This is a genomic window from Halobaculum sp. P14 (assembly GCF_051195155.1).
Lineage (GTDB): Archaea > Halobacteriota > Halobacteria > Halobacteriales > Haloferacaceae > JBNTKA01.
In genome coordinates, this window is record NZ_JBNTKB010000003.1 from 145,965 (window position 1) to 166,332 (window position 20,368).

Consider the following 20,368-nt stretch of genomic DNA (forward strand, 5'->3'; position numbering starts at 1 on the left):
GATTCGCGGGAGGCTGCGGCGCGTCAGTCGCGGTCCATCCAGGTCGGCGCGGCGTCGAACTCCTGGGGCGAGTGGCTGTGGAGTTCCCTGATGAGCTGGTTCACGAACGACGTGAGGTCGGTCGCGGCGTCCGGGTCGAGCGATACGAGCGTTCCGACGTCGTCGCGCTGGAGGATGTGGAGCGTCACCGCGCCGTCGTACATCCGGACGTCGCAGTGGAGCCGCCCGATTTCGCCGAGCTGTTCGAGGACGTCGTCCCGCGGTCCGGACGTGCGGAGCGCGTCGAACAGCGCCTCGAAGTCGGTGTCGGAGTACCGGTCCGCGACGTCGTCGCGGAGGTACAGCGTGTAGTAGTCGTCGTGGTTGTACTGCCACGCGCCGCGGAGCAGCGGCCCGGCGGCGGTCTCCAAGAACGCCACGACCGGATTCCGCTCTCGTGTGTTCATACCTCGCAGACTCCCCGAGCAGTATTAGCTACGTTGGTGCTGCGGGTCGGGCTCACACCTGTTCGAACTCGCTGCTGCCGCACGAACAGGTGCCGGCGGCCGTCCCGATGGGGCGGAAGCCGCCGTCGTCGCCCCGTTGGGCTGGGTAGGTGTTGCCGCACTCCGCACAGCGAACGACCAGCTCCGGCTCGCCACCGACGTCCGGGTCGTCGGACATGGTCGATGCGCCGGTGAGGGCGCAACCGATAAAATACTTTGACATCGAGGCAACCCGTTCGCGGGACGCGCGTCGCCTGGTCGCCCGGATAGCGGCCCGGAGGTCGGGCGGCCAGTCGAGGCCCGCGTTGGCGTTGTCGCCGTTACAGGACGTACGGGCCGCGCTGGCGAATCTCCTCGCCGTGCGGCCGGCCGGCGACGGCGACGACGCGGAACGACTCGCCGCGAAGCGTCACGGAGCCGCCGTCGGTGACCGTGTAGACGTCCCCGTCCGCGAACTCGTCGCCGTCGACCGCGCCCGCGCCGGCGACGCCGTAGACGAACCCGGACCACGACTCCGGGACGTCCCAGGTCCACTCGCCGTCGACGCGGACGTCCAGGTACTCCATCGGCGTCTCCAGCGAGAGCGGCGAGCCGTCGCCGACGACCGTCGTGACGGTCGCGCCGTCGCGCTCCTCGGTCGGGAGTTCGTCGGCGTCGGCGTCCGCGTAGTCGGCGTCGATCTCCTTCTTCTCGCGCGGCAGATTCACCCACAGCTGCAGGCCGTTACAGCCCGCGCCGTCGGCCGGGAACTCCGAGTGCCGAATCCCGCCGCCGGTCGTGATGCGCATCGCGTCGCCCTCCGTCGCCGTGTGGGTCACGCCGAGGGAGTCTTCGTGTTCCATGCCGCCGTCGAGCATGTACGAGACGATTTCGAAGCCGCGGTGCGGATGCATCGGGAACCCCTTGTCGGGGTCGATGTAGAACCGCTCGAACAGGACGAACGGGTCGAGGTTGCGCGGGTACTGGTTCGTCAGGAACGCCCGGTTCGAGTTCACGCCGGTGCCGTGCTGGACCGTCTGGCCGGCGACCGGGCTGTTCGTCGCGTCTTCGGCTGTGTCGTCGGGTTCCATTAGCCGCTCTAGTCGCTCGGGACTGATAACCGCCCGGGCTCCGGAACCGGCGGTGTTCAGATAAGGATGAAGAGTGAGGCGGAGCGATCTTCTAGTGGTTCATGCCAGAAATCGCCCGCCTCATCGGAGGTAGCGACTGCTTCGAATTAGATTTTCTGGAGCGAGAGGCGACACCCGAGCCCGCGATGAAGCTTGGTATCCGACTCCATCTGGCTTGACTATCACTTTCGGATACCGTTTCGATTCTCGATAGGTTGGGTGTCGAACGCTGCCGAACGACCGTTCACAACTGGGTGCACAAGGCCGATCTACAGCCGATCGATGGCGCTGATCCGGATCACGTCGCGGTTGACGAAACCGTGATCCAGCTCAACGACGAACGGTTCTGGCTGTACGCTGCTGTCGATTCCGACACGAACCGCTTGCTGCATGTCAAGCTCTCTCCGGCGAGAAATCAAGCGATTACCGAGATGTTCCTCGCCGAACTCCGCGACAAACATCTCGTCGATGATGCAGTCTTTCTCGTCGATTCAGCACCGTGGCTGCAAGCAGCTCTCCACCGCCACAGCCTCGATTACAGATACGAGAAACACGGTAATCGAAACAACGTCGAACGTGTCTTCCGAGAACTAAAACGACGAACCAACCAGTTTTCAAACTGTTTCAGCCACGCCGAAGCAAACACCGTCGAAAATTGGCTGCAAGCGTTCGCCTTCGCATGGAACCAGCTTATCTGAACACTACCCCGGAACCCTCCCTCGGAACCCGCTTGGTCGCCCGCTCGCTGGCAGAAACAGCGTGCCGCGGCGTCGGTGGCCCGGGGGCGTGTCCGGCCGTCTCGGACACCGGCAAGTGTGACCTCGCGTATATCTCATAAGTCCCTCCGCGCCGAAGACCCGACCATGGGTGACGATACCGAGGACCAGTCGTTCGCGACAGACTCGCTGCACGCGGGACAGGAACCGGACCCGGCGACGGGCGCCAGGGCCACGCCGATCTACCAGACGACGTCGTACGTGTTCGAAGACGCCGCGGACGCGGCCGAGCAGTTCGCGCTGGAGAAGCCGGGGTACATCTACTCGCGGCTGATGAACCCGACGCTGGAGACGCTCCAAGAGCGCGTCGCGACGCTCGAAGGCGGGGTGGGCGCCGTCGCGACCGCGTCCGGGATGGCGGCGCTCGACCTCACGACGTTCCTGCTCGCGTCGGCCGGCGACAACGTCGTCACCGCGTCGTCGCTGTACGGCGGGACGTACACGTACTTCACGCACTCCGTGGAGCGCCGCGGCATCACCGCTCGCTTCGTCGACACGCTGGAGTACGACGCCTACGACGACGCCATCGACGAGGACACCGCCTACGTCCACCTCGAAACCATCGGGAATCCCGCGCTCGACACGCCCGACATCCAGCGCGTCGCCGACATCGCCCACGACCACGGCGTCCCGCTGTTCGTCGACAACACGTTCGCAACGCCGTACCTCTGCAACCCCATCGACCACGGCGCCGACCTCGTCTGGAACTCCACCACCAAGTGGCTGCACGGCTCCGGGACGACCGTCGGCGGCGTCGTCGTCGACGGCGGCACCTTCCCGTGGGCGGACCACGCCGACTCCTACCCCGAAATCGCGCAGGACAACCCGGCGTACCACGGCGTGAACTTCGTCGACGCCTTCGGCGACGCGGCGTTCACGTACGCCGCCATCGCGCGCGGCCTCCGCGACCTCGGCAACCAGCAGTCGCCGTTCGACGCCTGGCAGACCCTGCAGGGCGTCGAGACGCTCCCGCTCCGGATGGAGCGCCACTCCGAGAACGCGATGGCGGTCGCGGAGTTCCTTCAGGACCACGACGACGTGTCGTGGGTCACCTACCCCGGCCTGGAGTCGCATCCGACCCACGACAACGCGAGCCGGTACCTCGACGGCGGCTACGGCGGCATGCTGACGTTCGGCGTGGAGGGCGGCTACGACGCCGCGCGGGCGACCGTCGAGTCGACGGAGCTCGCGAGCATGCTCGCGAACGTCGGCGACGCGAAGACGCTCATCATCCACCCGGCCAGCACCACCCACCAGCAGCTCACCGAGGCCGAACGGGAGGCGTCCGGCGTCACAGACGACCTCGTCCGGCTCTCGGTCGGCATCGAAGACCCCGCGGAAATCGTGGCTGACCTCGACGCCGCAATCGAAGCCGCCACCTGAGACCGGCTCTTCGGCTCTTCGACTCGCCGTCTCGGCGGTCGACGCGCGCCGCGTCGACGGATTCGTCGGCCGCTGTGCCGGGGCGCCTGTGGCTCGATGAAAGGGGTTATGCGTCGCGGAACCGTCCACTGACCGTGACGATTGCTACCGGCGATTCTGTGACGCTCGAGTACACCGGACGACTCGACGACGGAACCGTTTTCGACACCTCCCGAGCGGAGGTCGCAGCGGAGGAGGGGCTCGCGGAGGCGCAGCCCGACCGCGAGTACAGCCCGCTGACGGTCGACGTCGGCGCCGGCCAGGTCATCGAAGGCATGGAGGAGGGGCTCGTCGGCCTCGAAGCCGGCGAGACGACGACGCTCACCATCCCGCCCGAGGAGGGCTACGGCGAGTGGACCGAAGAACACGTCCAGGAGTTCGACACGCCGGAACTGGAGGAGATGCTCGGCGGCCAGCGCCCGGAGGAGGGCGCGTACCTGGAGGCGCAGAACGGCCAGCAGGGCGAGATCACCCACGTCGACGACGAAACCGTCCGCGTGGACTTCAACCCGGAACTCGCCGGCGAGACGCTGGAGTTCGACGTCGAAATCGTCGACGTCAACTGAGGCTCCGGGACGGCCCGCGGATTCTTTCGCTCCCGTTCGCCCGCCGAGTCGACGCCGCCGTTCGGCCGCAAATTTCGCCTCGACTCGCCGCTGAGTCAATTTCGTCCGAGCCCTGGTCTTAACGATTGGCGAGCCTAGATGTTCCGCCGGCGAGGCCCGGCTTCACCGCGGGTGCTCGCCGCCACCCATGGCTAGCGAACAGAAATCCGTCTCCGTTGGTTCGGACGACACCGCTCCGTGGTACAGCACCGTCGCCGCGTCGCTCCTCGACGCCGGCGACCGAACGAAACGGGTCTTGATGTACAGCACGGCGTACCTCGTCGTCATCGCCGCAGTCGAAGCCGCGCTCGTCGTGGTCGGTCTGTCGCTCCCGCCGAGTCCGGCGCCGCTCGTCGTCGCGCTTCTCACCTTCGCGGTGTACGCCGGCGACCGCATCGCCGACGTGGACGCCGACGAGGCGACGAAGCCCGGCCAGGCCGCGTTCGTCCGCGCGCACAAAACAGCGTTCTCCGTGCTCACGGCCGCCTCGTACGGACTGGCGATCACCGTCTCCGTCACGGGCGGCCCCGACGCGCTCGTGCTCGCGCTGCTCCCCGGCGCCTTCTGGGTGCTGTACGCGTCGGACTGGCTGCCGTCGCTCGGCGCCTACTTCCGGCGGCTGAAGGACGTCCTCGTCGTCAACTCCGTCGTCGTCGCGCTCGCCTGGGCGCTCACGCTCGTGATGCTCCCCCTGGCGTTCGCCGACGCGGCGGTCACGCCGGCGGCCGCCGCCCTGTTCGTCTACTTCCTCGTCGACCGCTTCATCAACACCGAGATACCGAACGTCACCGACCGCGCCGGCGACGAGGCCGTCGGCGTGTCGACGCTGCCGGTCGTCCTCGGCGTGCGGCGGACCCGGCAGGTGCTGTACGTCCTCACCGCCACCCTGGCCGGCTTCCTCGCTGCGGCGTACGCCGCGGGCCTGCTTCCGGCGGCGCTGACGGCCGCGCTCCTCGTCGGCTCGGCGTACACGCTCGCCGTCACAGCCGCAGTCGGCCGCACCGACAAGCAGACGCGGCTCAGCGTCGCGAGCGAGGCCAAACACCTGGTCGTGTTCGCCGTTCTCATTATTACTCTGACACTCGGTCCGTGACGTCCGTCCCCTCCTGAAGCGGGCGGATGTCACCGGGAACACTTTACGCTCGGCCGGGTTTTATTCCATGACTACTCGCCGGTAACGGTGAGGTGATCACGACGAATGTCATCGGTGTCTCTGCTGAACCCGCTGGTACTGGCGTTGTTCCTTTCGGTCGCTGTCGGAGCCGCCGCGACGATTCTCGCGTGGCGACAGCGGCCAGATCCCGGGGCGACACCGCTCGTCGCGCTGCTCGGCGGGCAGACCTGGTGGTCCGTATGTCTCGTCTTCAAGCTCCAGATGGCCTCGACGGGCGCGAAAGTCCTCTGGACGTGGCTCGCCCTCCCGGGCGTCGTCGTCGTTCCGGTCGCGTGGCTGCTGTTCGCGCTGGCGTATACCGGGCGAGACCGGTTCATTCAGGCCGAGAACGTGGCGCTGCTCGCCGTGGTCCCCGTCGTGACCGTCGCGCTCGCGGCGACGAACGACTACCACGACCTGCTGACCGTCAGCCGGCAGGTGACGGCGACCGGCGAGGTGGTGCTGGTCGAAGGCGGACCGTGGTTCTGGGTGCTCGCCGGCTACACGTACCTCCTCGGCGTCCTCGGCATGATTCCGCTGTTCGGCCTGCTCACGAGCGCCGCCGACCTGTTCCGTCGGCAGAGCGCGACGCTGCTCGTCGCCATCCTGATGCCGTGGGCGACGAACGTGCTGTTCCTCGCCGGCGTCTTCCCGTCGCCCGGCATCGACCCGACGCCCATCGCGTTCTCCGTCTCCGGGGTCGCCTACCTCGACGCGATGTCCCGCCACCGGCTGTTCGGGACGACCCCGGCGCCGACGACCCGCGCGCGGCAGTACCTGTTCGACCAGACGGAGACCGGCGCGGTCGTCGTCGACCGGAACGGCTACGTCGTCGACGCGAACGACACGTTCCTCGACATCGTCGACCGCGACGAACAGTCCGTCCTGGGAGCGCCCGCCGCGGACGCCGTCCCCGAGTACGACACCTTCCCGGAGCAGGGCGCGCGGAAGACGCCGCTCTCCGTCGGCGACGACCTCGGCCGCAGGTCGTACGACGTCACGGTCGCCCAGATTCACGACGTCCGCGGCGTCCTGCTCGGCCGCGTCGTCACGTTCCACGACATCAGCGAGCACGTCCGCCAGCAGCAGCGGCTGACCGTACTCAACCGCGTCCTCCGGCACAACCTCCGGACGGAGACGAACATCATCGCCGGCCACGCCGAGTCGTTCACCGGCGAGGCCGCCGAAACCGTCCGGGAGCGCGCCATGCGAATCGCCGAACTCGGCGAGAAAGGCCGGGAGGCCATCGACCTGTTCGACGAGGCGCACGGCCGAACCGAACCGCGGTCGCTCGCCGCGCTCCTCGAAGACGCCGTCGCGGACGTCCGCGACAACTACTCGGTCCCGGTCGACCTGGAACTGCCGGCCGGCGACGTCCGCGTCCCCGCGGTGCTCGCGCCGGTGTTCGCGAACCTCGTCGAGAACGCCGCCGAACACGTCTCGGGGGTCGACGGACGGGTCCGCGTCACCGCCGGCGTCGCGACCGACGCCGTCCGCGTCACCGTCGCCGACAACGGCCCCGGCATCGACGAGTACGAACTCGCGGTGCTCGAAGCGGGCACCGAGACCGCGCTGAAACACGGCAGCGGCCTCGGCCTCTGGATCGTCAAGTGGGGCGCCGAAATCGCCGACGCCGACGTCAGTTTCCGGCCGAACGACCCGACCGGCTCGGTCGTCACGCTCGACATACCGCTGTTCGACGAGACCGACGGACACACCGAAAATCGCGGACGCACCGAAAACGGCGGACGAGGTGAGACAGCGACGAGCGCTCACGCCCCGGGTCGCCTACAGGGTTCGCCGGGCCGTTAGTCGTCGAACACGACCGGGACGTCGTCCGGGACGACGAACGACCCCGTGTCTCCCTGCTCGATGGGCGTCTCGCGGCCCTTCACGACCACCGTAATCGGGTCGAGGCCGGCGGTTTCGGGGTCGACGACGTACTGGGTCTGGTCGCCCTGGAAGTACCGCTCGACGACCTCGCCTTCGAAGCTGGGGGTTCCGCTGTCGGAGATTTCGATGTCTTCGGGCCGAATCGAGACGGTGACGTCGCCGTCGGCGGCGTCGCCGGCGGGGAACGAGAAGCCGCCGTCGCCGACCGTGACGGTTCCGCCGTTGACCGTCCCGGCGACGAGGTTCGTGTCCCCGATGAAGTCCGCGACGAACGGCGACGCCGGCTCCCGGTAGATCTCCTCGGGCCGGCCGACCTGTTCGACGCGGCCCTCGTTCAGGACAGCCATCCGGTCGGAGAGCGTCATCGCGACCTCCTGGTCGTGGGTGACGTAGAAGAACGACCCGTCGACTTTCTCGTGGATTTCGCGCAGCTCCACCTGCATCTGCTTCCGCAGTTTGCGGTCGAGGCTCGACAGCGGCTCGTCGAACAGCAGCACGCTGGGTTCGTTCACGAGGGCGCGGGCGAGCGCGACGCGCTGCTGTTGGCCGCCGGAGAGCTCGTTCGGTTTCCGGTCGTAGTAGCCGTCGAGGTCGACGAGCGAGAGGTACTCCTCGGACTTGGACCGTCGCTCATCGGCGTCCATCCCCGACTTCTTCAGGCCGTACTCGACGTTCTCGCCGACGGTCATGTGCGGGAACAGCGACAGGTGCTGGAACACGAGGTTCGTGTCGCGTTCGTTCGGCGGAACGGCCTCGGAGTCCCGGCCGTCGAGCCGAATCGTCCCGTCCGTCGGCCGCTCGAACCCCGATATCATGCGGAGGGTCGTGGTCTTCCCGCAGCCGGACGGGCCGACGAGGGAGAAGAACTCGCCGCGGCGGATGTCGAAGTCGACGCCGTCGACGGCCGTGACGTCGCCGTACTCCTTTCGCACTCCGTCGAGTTCGACGAGCACGTCGGTCGGACTGTCTGTCATGGAGTCACGTATCGCACGCCCTGTCTAAACTGTTGGGAAACCGCTCTGGACTCGAAAGGAGTGTTCATCTGTTGACTATACCCGCCCGGATTACGGGCATCCGGTATGTTTTTGGGTGAGTATGGTAGTCAATGGTGCATGGCAAAAACTGACAGTGACCGTGTGAGTCGTCGCGGCTACCTGAAAACCGCGGGGGCGGTCGGCGGCGCCGGCCTGACAGGCCTCGCCGGCTGCCTGGGCGGCGGCGGCAGCGGAACCACCATCAACATCCTGACGTGGGAGGAGTACTCCCAGCTCAAAGAGGAGATCGAGTCGAACCTCGATGTCACCGTGGAGTTCACGAAGTCGACGTCCTCCTCGAAGATGTTCTCCTCGTGGCAGGCGGGGAAGGACTCCCAGTACGACATCGCGGTTCCGAACAACAACTACGTCCCGAAGATGATGGACGCGGGGCTGGTCGCCCCGGTCCCCGAGGACACTGTCAGTAACTATTCGAGCCTGTACGGGCAGTTCAAGCAGTTCGCCGACCAGCAGTTCACCTCGGGCGGGTCGATGTACGGCGTCCCGATTCGGTTCGGCTGGTACGGCTACTCGTACAACAGCGACACCGTCCCGGACCACGAGGAGTCCTACAAGGCGCTCTTCGAGCCGGAGTACACCGGGAAAGACCTCTCGGGCAGCCTCATCATGTACGACAACCACTTCAAGGCGATGAGCGCCGCAGCCCTCTACCTCGGCTACCGTGACTCGTTCTCCGGGAGCAAGGTCACGCTCTCGCAGTCGCAGATCGACGACGTGAAACAGACGATGATCGAGCAGAAGGACGTCCTGCAGGGGTACATCGCGGCCGACCCCTCCTACATCAAGTCGTTCAAGCAGGGGAACTTCGCGCTCGGGCAGTCCGGACGCAACGAAATCGTCGAGATGTGGACGAACGGGACGGACTGGCCGAAGATGGCGACGCCGAAGGAGGGGTCGCTCGCGTGGTTCGAGTCCGCGGTCGTCTCGAAGAAATCCGAGAACAAGGACACGGCGTGGCAGGTCGTCAACGAGTTCATCGCGCCGAAGCTCGGCGCGAAACTCGCGAAGGCCGGGTTCTCGCCGTCGTGCAACCCGAAGACCCAACAGCACCTCACCAGCGAGCAGAACGACATGTACGGCGCCATCAAGCCGTCGCGCCTCGAGGCAATGATTCCGTTCAAGGCCGTCGAGAACGAGGACGCGTGGCTGAGCGCGTGGGAAGAGATCAAGTCGGCGTAGGCCCCCACCCATGTCTTCCGAACCACCTTCACACTCGTATCGCCAGCGTCTGCTCAGCGCCGCCGCCCGGTATCGCCAGCGCCTGCTCGGCGCCTTCGAAACCCGGCGGTCGAAGCTCGCGATAACCGTCGGGCCGAGCGTCGTCTGGCTCGCGCTCCTGCTGCTCGCGCCGCTGATGTTCATGGTGACCGTGAGCTTCCTCCAGGTGAACGACGCCTACCAAATCATCTGGAGCAACCCGACGCTGTCGAACTACGGGGCGCTGTTCGCCGGAGGCGGGCCGTTCTGGGAGACCGCGTTCTTCCAGTCGCTGGTGCTGTCGTACAAGCTCGCCGCCGTCACGACCGTCATCTGCCTCGTCGGCGCGTTCCCGCTCGCGTACCTGCTCGCGACCCGGAGCGGCCGGATGTTCAAGGTCGTCATCTTCCTCGTGCTGCTGCCGTTCTTCACGATGTACCTCGTCCGGGCGTACTCGTGGTACCTGATGTTCGGCCCGCACGGCGTCATCAACAGCACGCTGCTGAAACTCGGGCTGGTCGGCAGTCCGGTGGCGCTGTTCGGCTACGGCGAACTCGCCATCGTCGTCGGGCTCGTCCACGCCTACTTCCCGTACATGCTGCTGTCGCTGTACGCGAGCCTCGACGGCATCGACTTCTCGCTCGTCGAGGCGGCGCGCGACCTCGGCGGCAGCCGAATCGACGCGCTGAAAGACGTCATCGTTCCGCTCACGCTCCCCGGCATCATCAGCGGCGGCCTGTTCGTGTTCGTCCCGAGCATCGGCGCGTTCATCACGCCGAAGTTCCTCGGGCAGGGGAAGGTGCAGATGATCGGCCAGCTCATCGAGCTCCGCATCTCCTCGCAGTACGCCATCGACTACGGGAGCGCCGCCTCGATGTTCATCGTGCTGTCAATCGTCGTCGCGTTCGTGCTCGCGTTCCGCTACGTGAGCGTCGAAGACCTCGGAGGGATCTGACATGGCGATACTCTCACCCGTGGCCCGCGAACGCGGGCTCAAGTACGGACTGTACGGAATCGCGGTGCTCACGCTCGTGTTCCTCTGGACGCCGCTCGCGGTGATGGGCGTGCTCTCCTTCGCGGAGAACGCCAGCACGATATTCCCGTTCGAGGGGTTCACGCTCGGGAACTACGCCGCGACGCTCGCCGACACGGGCCTGTTACGCTCCGTGTTCGTCAGCGTCCAGATCGCGACCATCTCCGCCGTCATCGCGACCGTCCTCGGCGTGCTCGCCTCCTTCGGGCTCGCCCGGTTCGACTTCCCGTACAAGGAGGCGTACCGGACCTTCGGAATCCTCCCGATGGTCATCCCCGGTATCGTCCTCGGTATCGCGCTGCTCATCTTCTTCCGGACCGTGGTCGGCATCGGCACGAGCTTCTGGACGGTCGTCCTCACCCACAGCGTCTACGGCCTCCCGTTCGTCCTGCTCCCGGTCACCGCCCGCCTCTACTCGTTCGACCGGAGCCTCGAAGAGGCCGCTCAGGACCTCGGAAGCGACCGAATCTCGACGTTCGTCGACGTCACGCTCCCGATAATCATCCCGTCGGTCGCGGCCGGCTTCCTGTTCGCGTGGATTCGGTCGTTCGAGGACTTCATCCGCGTCTACTTCGTGAAGGGGAGCTTCGACGTACTGACCACCTCGATGTTCAGCATGATCAAGTACGGCGCCGCCCCGAAGATGAACGCGATCTCCACGCTCATCGTGTTCGTCATCGCCGTCGCGCTCGCCGTCGCGATGAACGCCGGGAACGTCAGCGGCTACGTCGCCGGAAACGAGGGCGACGAATAACCGCTCCCGGTCACCGCTTTTCACCGACACGACCGCTTCAACGTGGGCCGGTGACGCCGACACCGATTCTGACTCGCCCAGCGACTGCAACGGTGACGGCGGTATCGACGGCGACGTCGACCGCGCGACCTCGATTCTCAGCTCCCGCCATGGTCCCCGCGACCCCGGGCGGCGAACTGTCGGACGACTGCCGCCTCCGCCTTCCGCACCAGTTCGCCGGCGGTGCTCGTCGAGCAGTCGAGGGCGTCGGCGACGTCCGCGACGCTGCCGGTCCGGGGGACGTCGTAGTAGCCGGCGCTGACCGCCTCGTCGAGTGCGGCCCGCTGGCGAGCGGTGAGTTCGGCTGGGGCGCGCTGCCGGTCGAACGCCGCGACCCGTTCGATACGGAGGTCGCCGAGGTCGGACAGCGCGTCGGCGAGCGCGCCGAGCGCCGCGGCGTCCCCGACGGCGTCGAACCGGACCGCGCCCGATTCGAGGAACGTGACCGGCGGCACGAAGACGACGCGGGCGTCCTCGACCGCCGCCAGCACCGCGTCGGGGAACTCGTAGGCGGACTGCCGGAGGAACACGTAGGTCCCGTCGGCCGTTTCGACGACGGACCGCGTCTGCAGCGAGTCGACGGCGTCGACGACGGACCGAGTCGCCGCCGGGTCGCCGTCACACCAGAACAGCGTCGTCGCGTCCGGCGTCGGACTCCACATCAGCAGGTCGGCCCGCGACACCGACGACTTCGAGACGAGCCGCCGGTGGAATGGGTGGCGGAGCCGGTCCGGGTAGCGGACGGAGAACGTGGTTCGTTTCATGCCGCCTCCTGCGGGCGTTCGCTGCCGACGCATTTCAATCGAGCCGATGTTCACCGACACCGTCGAGGACGTCCGGCGTCGCGCTGAGCAGGGTTCCGAGGTGGTCGGCGCCGTCGACGACGTGCAGCTCCGCGGCGGGGAGCGTCGATGCGAGGCGGCGGACGCCGTCGACGGGGACGTTGGTGTCGGCGTCGCCGTGCCAGAGGCGGACGTCGACGCCGATTTCGTCGAGCGCGATGCCCCACTCCGAGGCGGCGTTGCGGAGTTCGGTGACGGTGCCCGACCGCGACTCCGCCAGCGCCTCCAGAAAGTCCGTCTTCACGGCCGACGCGGCGTCGTCCGGGACCGGCGCATCGCGGTCCGACGCGGTGTACTGCCCGACGACGAACGACGGGTCGCGCCGCGCGGCGAGCCACGACTGCCCGCGCAGCAGCGCGCGGAGCACGGCCGGTGCCGTGGTCGCCGCCCACGCGAGCGCTCGCTGAACTGGCGGCGTCCGCTCGGCGACCTCCGGCGGCGTGGCGCCGGCGACGCAGTCGACGCGGCTGACCCGGCCGGGGTCCGTCGCGGCGGTCGCCAGCGCCTGTGCGGCCCCGCCGGAGAACGCGACGACCGGCGCCGCCCCGACGCCGGCGTCGTCGAGGACCGCCGTCAGGAACGTCCCGGCGTCGGAGACGGACCGGGTCGGCCACGGCGCGGAGCGCCCGAACCCCGGGCGGTCGGGGGCGAGCAGCCGAACGCCGCGCTCCCGGGCGTCGGCGTCGAACAGCGCCCCGAGTCGCCGAGAGCCGGGCGTCCCGTGGAGAAACAGGACCGGGTCGCCGTCGGGGTCGCCGTACTCGGCGTACGCGAGGCGCCGACAGTCGCCGTCGCCGCCATCGCGGCCGCTCCCGCCGTCACCGCCGCCGCCGTCCTTCCCCTGCTCGTTCGTCGCCGAGTACCGGCACCGCCGCGGAGCGGAACCGGGGTCGCTGGTCGCCATCGGCCGGATAGTCGGTCCCGGCGCGGGAGAGGATGGTGCCGGACTGGTCCGGGGCTATAAGTTGCGGCTACGACTGCGGCGTCGCCGGGTCGAACTCGCCGGCCCTGAGGCCCTCCCTGACCGGTGCGTGCTCCTCGTCCGTCGGCGGCGGCGCCGTCACCAGCAGCGCCTCAAGCCGCTGGCCGTCGTCCGCTTTCACGCCGCGGTCGGTCCCCGCCTCGACCACGACGACGTCGCCCGGCGCCACGTCGTGCTCCTCCCGGCCGTCGCGGACCACCGCCGACCCGGACTGGACGTCGATGACGACGTCGCTGTCCGGGGCGTGCACCGGGATGAACTGCCCCGGCTCGAAGTACCCCAGCACGACCTTCAGCCGCGGGCTCTCGAAGACGGTCCGCGCCGAGAACCGCTCGTCGTCGTAGCTCCGCTCCGACCCGAAGTCCGTGCGGACCATCAGTCGGCCTCCGCGTCGACGGCGTCCAGCAGTTCGGCGTACGGCGGCTCGTCCGTCGGGTCGTCCGCCACCCACCGGTAGGTGACGGTCCCCGCCTCGTCGAGGACGAACACCGCCCGGTTCGCGATGCCGAACAGCCCGAGCTCCGGGATGTCCATGCGCAGCCCGTACTGCTCGGTCGCCGTCCGGCTCATGTCGCTCACGAGGTCGAACTCGACGCCGTGCTCGTCGCGAAACGCCCCGAGACAGAACGGCGAGTCCACGCTGACTCCGAGCACCGCGGCGCCCGCCTGGCGGAACCGGCCGAGTCGCTCCTGGAGCGCCACCATCTCGTTGGTGCACGGCGGCGTGAACGCCCCCGGGAAGAACGCGAGGACGACGGGGCCGTCGCCCAGCCTGTCCGCGAGTTCGAACGGTTCGTGGTCGCTCGTGCCCAGCGTCGCCGAAAACCGCGGTGCGGAATCTCCTACGGAGAGCATCGTCGGAACCGAGGGGCGGTTCGACGGTAAAGCCGTTCGCGAACATGAACGGGTGGCCCGCCCGACTGGCGTGTCGCCTCCGCGTCCCTCGGCGGGCGAGCGCTCGTCGCTCCTCGCACGAAAATCAGGCGGGCGTCGGTTGTCGGACGATGCTGTCGCGCCGGACGGTGCGGTACCGGAGGCCGAGTGGCTGTGGACGGCGACCGTCCCCGACGCTAGCGGGTCACGGCCAGAGGCCTCGGGCGTCGTGCGCCTCCGCGATGCGCGAGAGCGCGACGACGTACGCGGCGTCTCGCCACGTCACGCCGCGGGAGTCGACCTCGTCTCGCACGACGTTCCAGGCCGTCAGCATCTCCTCTTCGAGTTCCTGCTGGACCCGTTCGAGCGACCAGGCGCGACGGTTGATGTCCTGGAGCCACTCGAAGTAGCTCACGGTCACGCCGCCCGCGTTGGCGAGGATGTCCGGAATCACGGGGACGTCGTTCTCGGTGAGAATCCGGTCGGCGGTCGTCGTGGTCGGCCCGTTCGCCCCCTCGACGACGATGTCCGCGTCGACGGCGTCCGCGTTCTCCTCGGTCAGGACGTTCCCGACGGCCGCCGGGATCAGCACGTCGACGTCGAGTTCGAGGAGCGCTTCGTTCGTCACGGACTCCGGCGCCGGGTGATTCATGACGGCTTCCGGCTCCTCGTGGTGTGACGGAATCGAGTGCGTGTCCAGCCCGTTCGGGTCGTAGATGCCGCCGTTCACGTCGCTGATCGCGACGACGTTCGCCCCCCACTCGTCGAGCAGGCGTGCGGCGTTCGACCCGACGCTCCCGTAGCCCTGAATCGCGACCGACGTCTCTTTGATGTCCTTGTCGTAGTAGTCGATGGCTTCGCGGGCGATGATGGCGACGCTGCGGCCGGGCGCGCTGTCCCGGCCCTTGCTGCCGCCGACGACCGGCGGTTTCCCGGTGACGACGCCGGGGATGGTTTCGCCCTCCTGCATCGAGTAGGCGTCCATGAGCCACGCCATCGTCTGCGGGTCGGTCCCCATGTCCGGCGCGGGGATGTCGATGGTCGGCCCGATGACGTCCCGAATCTCCTCGGCGAACCGCCGGGTGAGCCGCTCCTTCTCGTCGTCGCTGAGCGCCTTCGGGTTCACGGCGATGCCGCCTTTCGCGCCGCCGAACGGGAGGTCCATCACGGCGCACTTCCACGTCATCCACATCCCGAGGCCGACGCACTCGTCGCGGGTGACTTCGGGGTGGTACCGCAGCCCGCCCTTGTACGGGCCGCGGACGCTGTCGTGCTGGGCGCGGTAGCCGGTGAACACTTCGACGGAGCCGTCGTCGCGTTCGATGGGCACCGTGACCTCGTGGACCTTCTTCGGGTGTTTGAGCCGCTCGACGATGTTCGGTTCGATGTCGAGGTGCTCGGCGGCGTCCTCCAGTTGTCGACGCGCCGTCTCCAGGGCGGTTTCGGGTTCGGTCGGCTCGTCCGGTACGTCCTCCGCGTCGTCGTGGGCTCCGCTGGGTGTCGACGCCATCTTACTCTATCGGGGTCCGGCGATTACGCATCGCGCCCGCGCAGTCCGGACACGACCCGGGGTGGTCCTCGGCGACGATGATGCTTCCGCAGTCGAAACACTCGTACGGTGTCTCGTCCACTGACTCTTGGTCGACGTCTTTCATTGTTACTCGCGAGTACCGTCAGACAGACCGCAGGCACTCTATTAATCTGTAATGGGGATATAAGGGAATATGTCGGGGTTCACTATCGAACCATCCCGACTCCGGGGGGTTGACTACCGAATCAGTCCGCGGCGTCGCGGGCGGGTCCGCCGTGCTCTTCGAACATCGCGGCGAACAGTTTCCGCTGGACCGCCCGCGAATGCTGGTAGAACGCCGACGCCGAAATCCCGAGCGTCTCCGCGACGTCCTCCCCGGAGCTCTCCCGCGGCGACTCGAAGAAGCCGCTGTAATACGCCGTCTGCAGCACTTCGAGCTGCCGGTCCGTCAGCGCCTCGAAGAACCGCGACGACAGGTTCAGTTCGGTCCCCAGGTCACGCCGCTGCTTCGAGCGGAGTTCGACGGCGCCGACGGCGTCCTCGGTGAGTTTCGTGACGTGCCTGACCGTGACGCTCTCGGGGATGTCGACGACGAGCGTCGTCGCCGACGGCGTCACGGACGCGCTCCGGAAGACGGCTCCGTGGTTCGCCAGCGTCTGCGCCAGGAACGGCTCCGAGAGCTGCAGCCGGAGCACGCCGCCCGAACTGTCCGCACTGATCTGCTGGGCGTCGTCGACCGCGACGAGGCTCCGCGCAGCCGCCGCCACCGCGTCCAGCGACGCGTCCTCGACCGTCACGAACACGGTGCTCCCTGTTTCGGTCTGCTGTGCGCCGCCCTGATACGACAGCGTGCACTCCGCGTCGCGGGCCAGCCTCGACAGCACGAACGACGCGTCGGCGGCCTCGAACTCGACGCGGGTCATCGCGGTCGTCAGCAGCGCGTTCTTCCGCTCGATTCCGCTGATGGCCGACGCGATGGTCTCCCCGAGCTCTTCGAGCACCTCCCGGGTCATCGCCTCGAACTCGTTTTGCGTCTCCGCGTACACCGTGAGGACGCCGTACGTGAGGTTGTTGTAGACGAGCGGAATGCTCACCACGGAGAGGTAGTCGCGCGACAGCGCCTCCTTGCGCCACGCCTCCTCCCGGAGCCGCGCCGACACGTCGTCGATTATCGTCAGCTCGCCGGTCGCGGCCGTTCGACCCGCAGGCTCGACGCCGGACGGCCCGACCGAGAACGGTCGGCTGTCGAGGTAGCCCCGCTCGTCGCCCGCCCACGCTTCGGGCGTCACCGTCTCCGTCCGTGCGTCCCGGGTGCCGACCCACGCGAAACTGAACCGGTCGTCCGCTGTCAGGCGGTCACAGACCGTGTGGTGAATCTCCTCGCGCGTCTCCGCCTGGACGAGCGCCTGGTCGATCTCCCGAATCGTCTCGTTCACCCGGTTCAGCGCGGTCAGCCGGTCGTTCTGCTGTTGGAGCGCTCGGTCCTGTTCGCGGAGCCGGGACTCTCTCGTGACGCGGTCGAACGCCGCTTCGGCGGTCGCCGCGAGCAGGTCCGCGAGCTCCCGCGTCACCTCGTCGAAGGCGTCGACGTCGGCCGACCCGGAGACGAACACGCCGTGGTCCCCGAGCGGGATGTACGCGGTGCTTCGAAGCTCCGTGGCCCGGTTGTCGAGCCGGTCGGCGTCGTGGACGTCGTCGAAGAACAGCGGCTCGTCGTTGACGAAACTGTAACTCGGCAGCGTCTCGCCGGTCGCGTGCACGGACGGTACCGGCCCGTTCAACTCCCGCATCGTCGGGGAGGACGCCGCCGGGTCGAGGTCGTTCGTCTCGGCGTCGAAGAGGTAGACCGCGCTCGCGTCGAACCCGAGGACGCTCGCGGTGTCCTCGACGACGTGCTGTGCGATCTCCCGGTGCGTCTCGGCGTACAGGAAGTCCCTGGCGGTCTCCTGAAGGGTCGCCAGCGCCTCTTCGCGCTGTTTCCGCTTGGTGATGTCGCGGCAGCTGTACAGCAGCGTTCCGTCCTGAATCGAGACCTCCCGGACGTTCACCAAGAGCGTGTGTTCGCGCCCCGCCTTGTCCGTCACCGTACACTCGATGTTCTTCAGCGAGCCCTCCTCGGCGAGCTCCTCCCGGTCGAACAGGTCACTTCCGAGCAGCGCGTCGATGGTCCCCAGTTCGCGTATCTCCTCGACGGTGTAGCCGAAGATGAAGTGGACGTTCGGGCAGACGTAGGTGTACGCGCCGTCCTCGTCGGTCATGAGGACGGTGTCCGTCATGTTGTTGAGCGTGACCCGGTGGAGCTCCTCGGACTGCCGGAGGTCCTGCTCCAGTTCGACCCGGTTCGTGATGTCGACGCCTTCGACGACGAGCGAGACGAGCGCGCCGTGTTCGTTCTCGACCGGGCGCACCGAGAGTTCGACGACCCGCGGGGAACTGCCCGGGGAGCGCATCACGACGGCGTTGCCGAACTCGCCGTCGATGGCCGTCTCGACGATTCGTTTCACGTCGGTCTGGAGGCCGTCCGGGCGGCTCCAGCAGGGGAGCGTCCAGAACGGCTCCCCGACCAGCGTCTCCGTGGCCGCGTCGGCCATCCCTCTCGCCGTCTGATTCATGCGGACGAGTTCTCCGTCGGGCGAGAGCACCCACGTCGCGGTCCGGGCGTCGTGGAATATCGAGTCGAACTGCCGCGCCCGGTCGCGTTGGGTGTGCCGCCGACGGGCCGACCGGACCGCCTGCTCCGCCCGTTCGAGCAGGTCCGGGACGTACTCCTCGGGCGGCCCGTCGACGGCGACGTACTCGGAGACGCCGGCGGCGATGGCGTCGCTGGCGACCGATTCGTCGCCGGCTGCGGTCGCCAGTACCACCGGGAGCGTCGTCGTGTCCTCCCTGATTGCGCCGAGCAGCTCGACGCCCGTGCCGTCCGGGAGTGCGTACTCGGAGACGACCGCGTCGACGGGGCGGTCGGCGACCGCTTCGCGTGCCGCCGCTGCGGTTTCGACGGTCTGGACTGCCGCCCCGGTCCGCGTTTCGAGCGCTTCGGCGAACGGCTCGACCCACTCCGTCGACCCGACGAGGAGCAGCCGCGTCGAGTCGAGCGTCCCGGACTGCATGGTCATCGCCCCCGAGTAGTGGCCGGACCCGGTTCAACGCACCGACACGGCGACCCGCCCGGCCCGACCTGCCCGACCGGTCTGCACGGAGCGCAGTCAGTCGCGTCGGAGCCGCTCGACGAGGCCGGTGAGCCGGTTCACGGAGGAGCTCGTGAGCAGGTCGACGAGCCGCTGGCTCCGGTCGTACATCTGCTCCATCTCCCGTATCTTCTCCAGGTCGCGGTCGGCCTGCTCGTCGTCGAGCGATTCGAGGCGGTCCTCGGCGGTTTCGAGCGCCGCGGTCATGGTGCTGATTTCGCGGCTCACCTCCCGCCGGAGGAACGCCTGGACGACGGTCCAGAAGTCCCGTTCGGCTTCGAAGTACGCCTTCTTCCCCTCGCCGGGGACGGACCGGCGGTAGACGAGGTGGAGCCGCTCCATGTTCTTCATCGCGGTGCTGACGGTGGATTTCGCGTAGCCGCTCTCGTCGACGAGGTCGTCGAGCGAGACGGGGTCGTCGGCGAAGAACAGCAGCCCGTACAGTCGGCCGTAGCTCCGATTCAGCCCGTAGATGTCGGCTGACTGCTCCATCGCGTCGAGGACCGTCTCGCGGGCGTCGGCGATTTCGTCGCGGACCGCCAGCTGGTTGGATCGGTCGTCGTCGTCATCGTCGCTCATGACCGAGTGTACGTCCCGAAAGGTATAATGCGTTTTGTTCAGAACATTCGGCATATGGCGAATATAGGTTCCCGTGGCGACGGCGACTCCGACGGCTCGGTCGTCCTCCGCGCGACCGGGCTCGAAAAGACGTACCGCTCGCGAATCCCGTTCGTCGGCCAGACCGTCGAGGTGCTCACCGGCGCGGACGTCGCGCTCTCGGAGGGGGAGATCGTCGGCATCGTCGGCGGCAACGGCTCCGGGAAGTCGACGCTGATGAAGCTGCTCGTCGGGACGCTCCGCCCCGACGCCGGCGACGTCACCCGCGAGGCGGACGTCGGCTGGTGCCCGCAGGAGTCGCTGCTGTACGACCGGCTCACCGTCAGCGAGACGTTCGACCTGTTCGGGGAGGCCTACGGACTCTCCGACGAGCGGGTCGCCGAGCGCCGAGACGAACTGGCCGAGCGGCTCGACTTCGCCCGGTTCCTCGACTACCGAATCGACCACCTCTCGGGCGGGAACCGGCAGAAAGTCAACCTCGCGGTGGCGCTCCTCCACGACCCCGACGTGCTGTTGCTCGACGAGCCGTACACCGGCTTCGACTGGGAGACGTACCTCGCGTTCTGGGAGCTCACCGAGTCGCTCGTCGACGACGGCGTCGCCATCGCGGTCATCTCCCACCTCATCAGCGAACGCGAGCGGTTCGACCGCATCCTCGAACTCGAAGACGGGACGCTCAGCGAACAGGACAGTCCGCCCCAGGAGGCCCGGTCGACGGCGCACGGACAGCGGGACGGCGAGCCCCGCGAGCAGGCGACGGAGGCGGAGACGGCGGAGCCAGCCGAGACGACGGAGCCAACGGAGGCGACGTGA

At 68.0% G+C, this 20,368-nt stretch carries 20 protein-coding genes and 1 pseudogene; 9 read left to right on the forward strand and 12 right to left on the reverse strand.

All coding sequences use genetic code 11. The features are described from left to right. Positions 1-23: 23 nt before the first annotated feature. The 3 genes from ACQUS7_RS07740 to ACQUS7_RS07750 all read right to left on the reverse strand — a co-directional run bounded on the left by ACQUS7_RS07740 (position 24) and on the right by ACQUS7_RS07750 (position 1,555). Positions 24-446, reverse strand: coding sequence for a hypothetical protein (locus ACQUS7_RS07740; RefSeq protein WP_435125724.1), 423 nt, complete (start codon positions 444-446; stop codon positions 24-26). A gap of 52 nt (positions 447-498) precedes the next feature. Next, the gene (locus tag ACQUS7_RS07745; protein ID WP_435146120.1) at positions 499-663 is read right to left on the reverse strand and encodes a hypothetical protein; all 165 of its coding nucleotides are present in this window, start codon (positions 661-663) and stop codon (positions 499-501) included. Positions 664-805: 142 nt separating this feature from the next. Further along, positions 806-1,555, reverse strand: a complete 750-nt coding sequence (locus ACQUS7_RS07750) for a pirin family protein (protein ID WP_435146122.1) — start codon at positions 1,553-1,555, stop codon at positions 806-808. A 101-nt stretch (positions 1,556-1,656) separates the two neighbouring features. On the opposite strand from ACQUS7_RS07750, the pseudogene ACQUS7_RS07755 reads away from it, so the two are divergent. From ACQUS7_RS07755 to ACQUS7_RS07775, 5 genes and pseudogenes are all read left to right on the forward strand, one after another. After that, positions 1,657-2,292 (forward strand): annotated as a pseudogene (locus ACQUS7_RS07755) (IS6 family transposase). A 165-nt stretch (positions 2,293-2,457) separates the two neighbouring features. After that, positions 2,458-3,753 carry an O-acetylhomoserine aminocarboxypropyltransferase/cysteine synthase family protein gene (locus ACQUS7_RS07760; protein ID WP_435146124.1) on the forward strand — a complete coding sequence of 432 codons (1,296 nt, stop codon included), beginning with the start codon at positions 2,458-2,460 and terminating at the stop codon, positions 3,751-3,753. A gap of 134 nt (positions 3,754-3,887) precedes the next feature. Beyond that, the gene (locus ACQUS7_RS07765; protein WP_435125734.1) at positions 3,888-4,358 is read left to right on the forward strand and encodes an FKBP-type peptidyl-prolyl cis-trans isomerase; all 471 of its coding nucleotides are present in this window, start codon (positions 3,888-3,890) and stop codon (positions 4,356-4,358) included. A gap of 187 nt (positions 4,359-4,545) precedes the next feature. Next, positions 4,546-5,490: a UbiA family prenyltransferase gene (locus tag ACQUS7_RS07770; protein ID WP_435146126.1), complete on the forward strand. Its 945-nt coding sequence runs from the start codon at positions 4,546-4,548 to the stop codon at positions 5,488-5,490. 105 nt (positions 5,491-5,595) lie between these two features. Next, a complete protein-coding gene (locus tag ACQUS7_RS07775) occupies positions 5,596-7,362 on the forward strand; it encodes a histidine kinase N-terminal 7TM domain-containing protein (RefSeq protein WP_435146128.1) in 1,767 nt (588 codons plus the stop codon). Here ACQUS7_RS07775 and ACQUS7_RS07780 read toward each other — a convergent pair. After that, positions 7,359-8,417 carry an ABC transporter ATP-binding protein gene (locus ACQUS7_RS07780; RefSeq protein WP_435146130.1) on the reverse strand — a complete coding sequence of 353 codons (1,059 nt, stop codon included), beginning with the start codon at positions 8,415-8,417 and terminating at the stop codon, positions 7,359-7,361. The two genes, ACQUS7_RS07775 and ACQUS7_RS07780, sit on opposite strands and share 4 nt — an antisense overlap. Before the next feature lie 138 nt (positions 8,418-8,555). Here ACQUS7_RS07780 and ACQUS7_RS07785 point away from each other — a divergent pair, with 138 nt between their 5' ends. The 3 genes from ACQUS7_RS07785 to ACQUS7_RS07795 are packed head-to-tail and all read left to right on the forward strand — an operon-like array spanning position 8,556 to position 11,482. Next, a complete protein-coding gene (locus ACQUS7_RS07785) occupies positions 8,556-9,677 on the forward strand; it encodes an ABC transporter substrate-binding protein (protein WP_435146132.1) in 1,122 nt (373 codons plus the stop codon). Between the two features lie 10 nt (positions 9,678-9,687). Next, positions 9,688-10,650, forward strand: a complete 963-nt coding sequence (locus tag ACQUS7_RS07790) for an ABC transporter permease (protein ID WP_435146134.1) — start codon at positions 9,688-9,690, stop codon at positions 10,648-10,650. Between the two features lies 1 nt (position 10,651). Continuing rightward, positions 10,652-11,482: an ABC transporter permease gene (locus tag ACQUS7_RS07795; protein WP_435125746.1), complete on the forward strand. Its 831-nt coding sequence runs from the start codon at positions 10,652-10,654 to the stop codon at positions 11,480-11,482. 137 nt (positions 11,483-11,619) lie between these two features. Here the strand turns inward: ACQUS7_RS07795 and ACQUS7_RS07800 are convergent, their stop codons facing one another. From ACQUS7_RS07800 to ACQUS7_RS07835, 8 genes are all read right to left on the reverse strand, one after another. Beyond that, positions 11,620-12,285 (reverse strand): helix-turn-helix domain-containing protein, encoded by a 666-nt coding sequence (locus tag ACQUS7_RS07800; protein ID WP_435146136.1) that lies wholly within the window; start codon positions 12,283-12,285, stop codon positions 11,620-11,622. Positions 12,286-12,319: 34 nt separating this feature from the next. Continuing rightward, positions 12,320-13,267, reverse strand: a complete 948-nt coding sequence (locus ACQUS7_RS07805) for an alpha/beta fold hydrolase (protein ID WP_435146138.1) — start codon at positions 13,265-13,267, stop codon at positions 12,320-12,322. 67 nt (positions 13,268-13,334) lie between these two features. After that, positions 13,335-13,721, reverse strand: a complete 387-nt coding sequence (locus tag ACQUS7_RS07810; RefSeq protein WP_435146140.1) for a cupin domain-containing protein — start codon at positions 13,719-13,721, stop codon at positions 13,335-13,337. Beyond that, positions 13,721-14,200 carry a redoxin domain-containing protein gene (locus tag ACQUS7_RS07815; protein ID WP_435125754.1) on the reverse strand — a complete coding sequence of 160 codons (480 nt, stop codon included), beginning with the start codon at positions 14,198-14,200 and terminating at the stop codon, positions 13,721-13,723. Before ACQUS7_RS07815 ends, ACQUS7_RS07810 begins: the two co-directional genes overlap by 1 nt. A gap of 223 nt (positions 14,201-14,423) precedes the next feature. Continuing rightward, on the reverse strand, positions 14,424-15,728 hold the full coding sequence (gene gdhB, locus ACQUS7_RS07820) for a glutamate dehydrogenase GdhB (RefSeq protein WP_435125756.1): 1,305 nt from the start codon (positions 15,726-15,728) through the stop codon (positions 14,424-14,426). A gap of 1 nt (position 15,729) precedes the next feature. Then, positions 15,730-15,873 (reverse strand): rubrerythrin-like domain-containing protein, encoded by a 144-nt coding sequence (locus ACQUS7_RS07825; RefSeq protein ID WP_435125759.1) that lies wholly within the window; start codon positions 15,871-15,873, stop codon positions 15,730-15,732. Positions 15,874-15,994: 121 nt separating this feature from the next. Next, entirely contained in the window at positions 15,995-18,865 is a 2,871-nt protein-coding gene (locus ACQUS7_RS07830) for a bacterio-opsin activator domain-containing protein (protein ID WP_435146143.1), read from the reverse strand. A 90-nt stretch (positions 18,866-18,955) separates the two neighbouring features. Then, positions 18,956-19,516, reverse strand: coding sequence for a GbsR/MarR family transcriptional regulator (locus ACQUS7_RS07835; RefSeq protein ID WP_435146145.1), 561 nt, complete (start codon positions 19,514-19,516; stop codon positions 18,956-18,958). A gap of 54 nt (positions 19,517-19,570) precedes the next feature. Between ACQUS7_RS07835 and ACQUS7_RS07840 the strand changes: the two genes are divergently transcribed. Further along, on the forward strand, positions 19,571-20,368 hold the full coding sequence (locus ACQUS7_RS07840; protein ID WP_435146147.1) for an ABC transporter ATP-binding protein: 798 nt from the start codon (positions 19,571-19,573) through the stop codon (positions 20,366-20,368).

Bases quoted from the DNA above. Each gene is read 5' to 3' on its own strand.
- ACQUS7_RS07740 (WP_435125724.1), bottom strand. From the start codon at position 446: ATGAACACACGAGAGCGGAATCCGGTCGTGGCGTTCTTGGAGACCGCC.
- ACQUS7_RS07745 (WP_435146120.1), bottom strand. From the start codon at position 663: ATGTCCGACGACCCGGACGTCGGTGGCGAGCCGGAGCTGGTCGTTCGC.
- ACQUS7_RS07750 (WP_435146122.1), bottom strand. From the start codon at position 1,555: ATGGAACCCGACGACACAGCCGAAGACGCGACGAACAGCCCGGTCGCC.
- ACQUS7_RS07760 (WP_435146124.1), top strand. From the start codon at position 2,458: ATGGGTGACGATACCGAGGACCAGTCGTTCGCGACAGACTCGCTGCAC.
- ACQUS7_RS07770 (WP_435146126.1), top strand. From the start codon at position 4,546: ATGGCTAGCGAACAGAAATCCGTCTCCGTTGGTTCGGACGACACCGCT.
- ACQUS7_RS07775 (WP_435146128.1), top strand. From the start codon at position 5,596: ATGTCATCGGTGTCTCTGCTGAACCCGCTGGTACTGGCGTTGTTCCTT.
- ACQUS7_RS07780 (WP_435146130.1), bottom strand. From the start codon at position 8,417: ATGACAGACAGTCCGACCGACGTGCTCGTCGAACTCGACGGAGTGCGA.
- ACQUS7_RS07785 (WP_435146132.1), top strand. From the start codon at position 8,556: ATGGCAAAAACTGACAGTGACCGTGTGAGTCGTCGCGGCTACCTGAAA.
- ACQUS7_RS07790 (WP_435146134.1), top strand. From the start codon at position 9,688: ATGTCTTCCGAACCACCTTCACACTCGTATCGCCAGCGTCTGCTCAGC.
- ACQUS7_RS07795 (WP_435125746.1), top strand. From the start codon at position 10,652: ATGGCGATACTCTCACCCGTGGCCCGCGAACGCGGGCTCAAGTACGGA.
- ACQUS7_RS07800 (WP_435146136.1), bottom strand. From the start codon at position 12,285: ATGAAACGAACCACGTTCTCCGTCCGCTACCCGGACCGGCTCCGCCAC.
- ACQUS7_RS07805 (WP_435146138.1), bottom strand. From the start codon at position 13,267: ATGGCGACCAGCGACCCCGGTTCCGCTCCGCGGCGGTGCCGGTACTCG.
- ACQUS7_RS07810 (WP_435146140.1), bottom strand. From the start codon at position 13,721: ATGGTCCGCACGGACTTCGGGTCGGAGCGGAGCTACGACGACGAGCGG.
- ACQUS7_RS07815 (WP_435125754.1), bottom strand. From the start codon at position 14,200: ATGCTCTCCGTAGGAGATTCCGCACCGCGGTTTTCGGCGACGCTGGGC.
- gdhB (WP_435125756.1), bottom strand. From the start codon at position 15,728: ATGGCGTCGACACCCAGCGGAGCCCACGACGACGCGGAGGACGTACCG.
- ACQUS7_RS07825 (WP_435125759.1), bottom strand. From the start codon at position 15,873: ATGAAAGACGTCGACCAAGAGTCAGTGGACGAGACACCGTACGAGTGT.
- ACQUS7_RS07830 (WP_435146143.1), bottom strand. From the start codon at position 18,865: ATGACCATGCAGTCCGGGACGCTCGACTCGACGCGGCTGCTCCTCGTC.
- ACQUS7_RS07835 (WP_435146145.1), bottom strand. From the start codon at position 19,516: ATGAGCGACGATGACGACGACGACCGATCCAACCAGCTGGCGGTCCGC.
- ACQUS7_RS07840 (WP_435146147.1), top strand. From the start codon at position 19,571: ATGGCGAATATAGGTTCCCGTGGCGACGGCGACTCCGACGGCTCGGTC.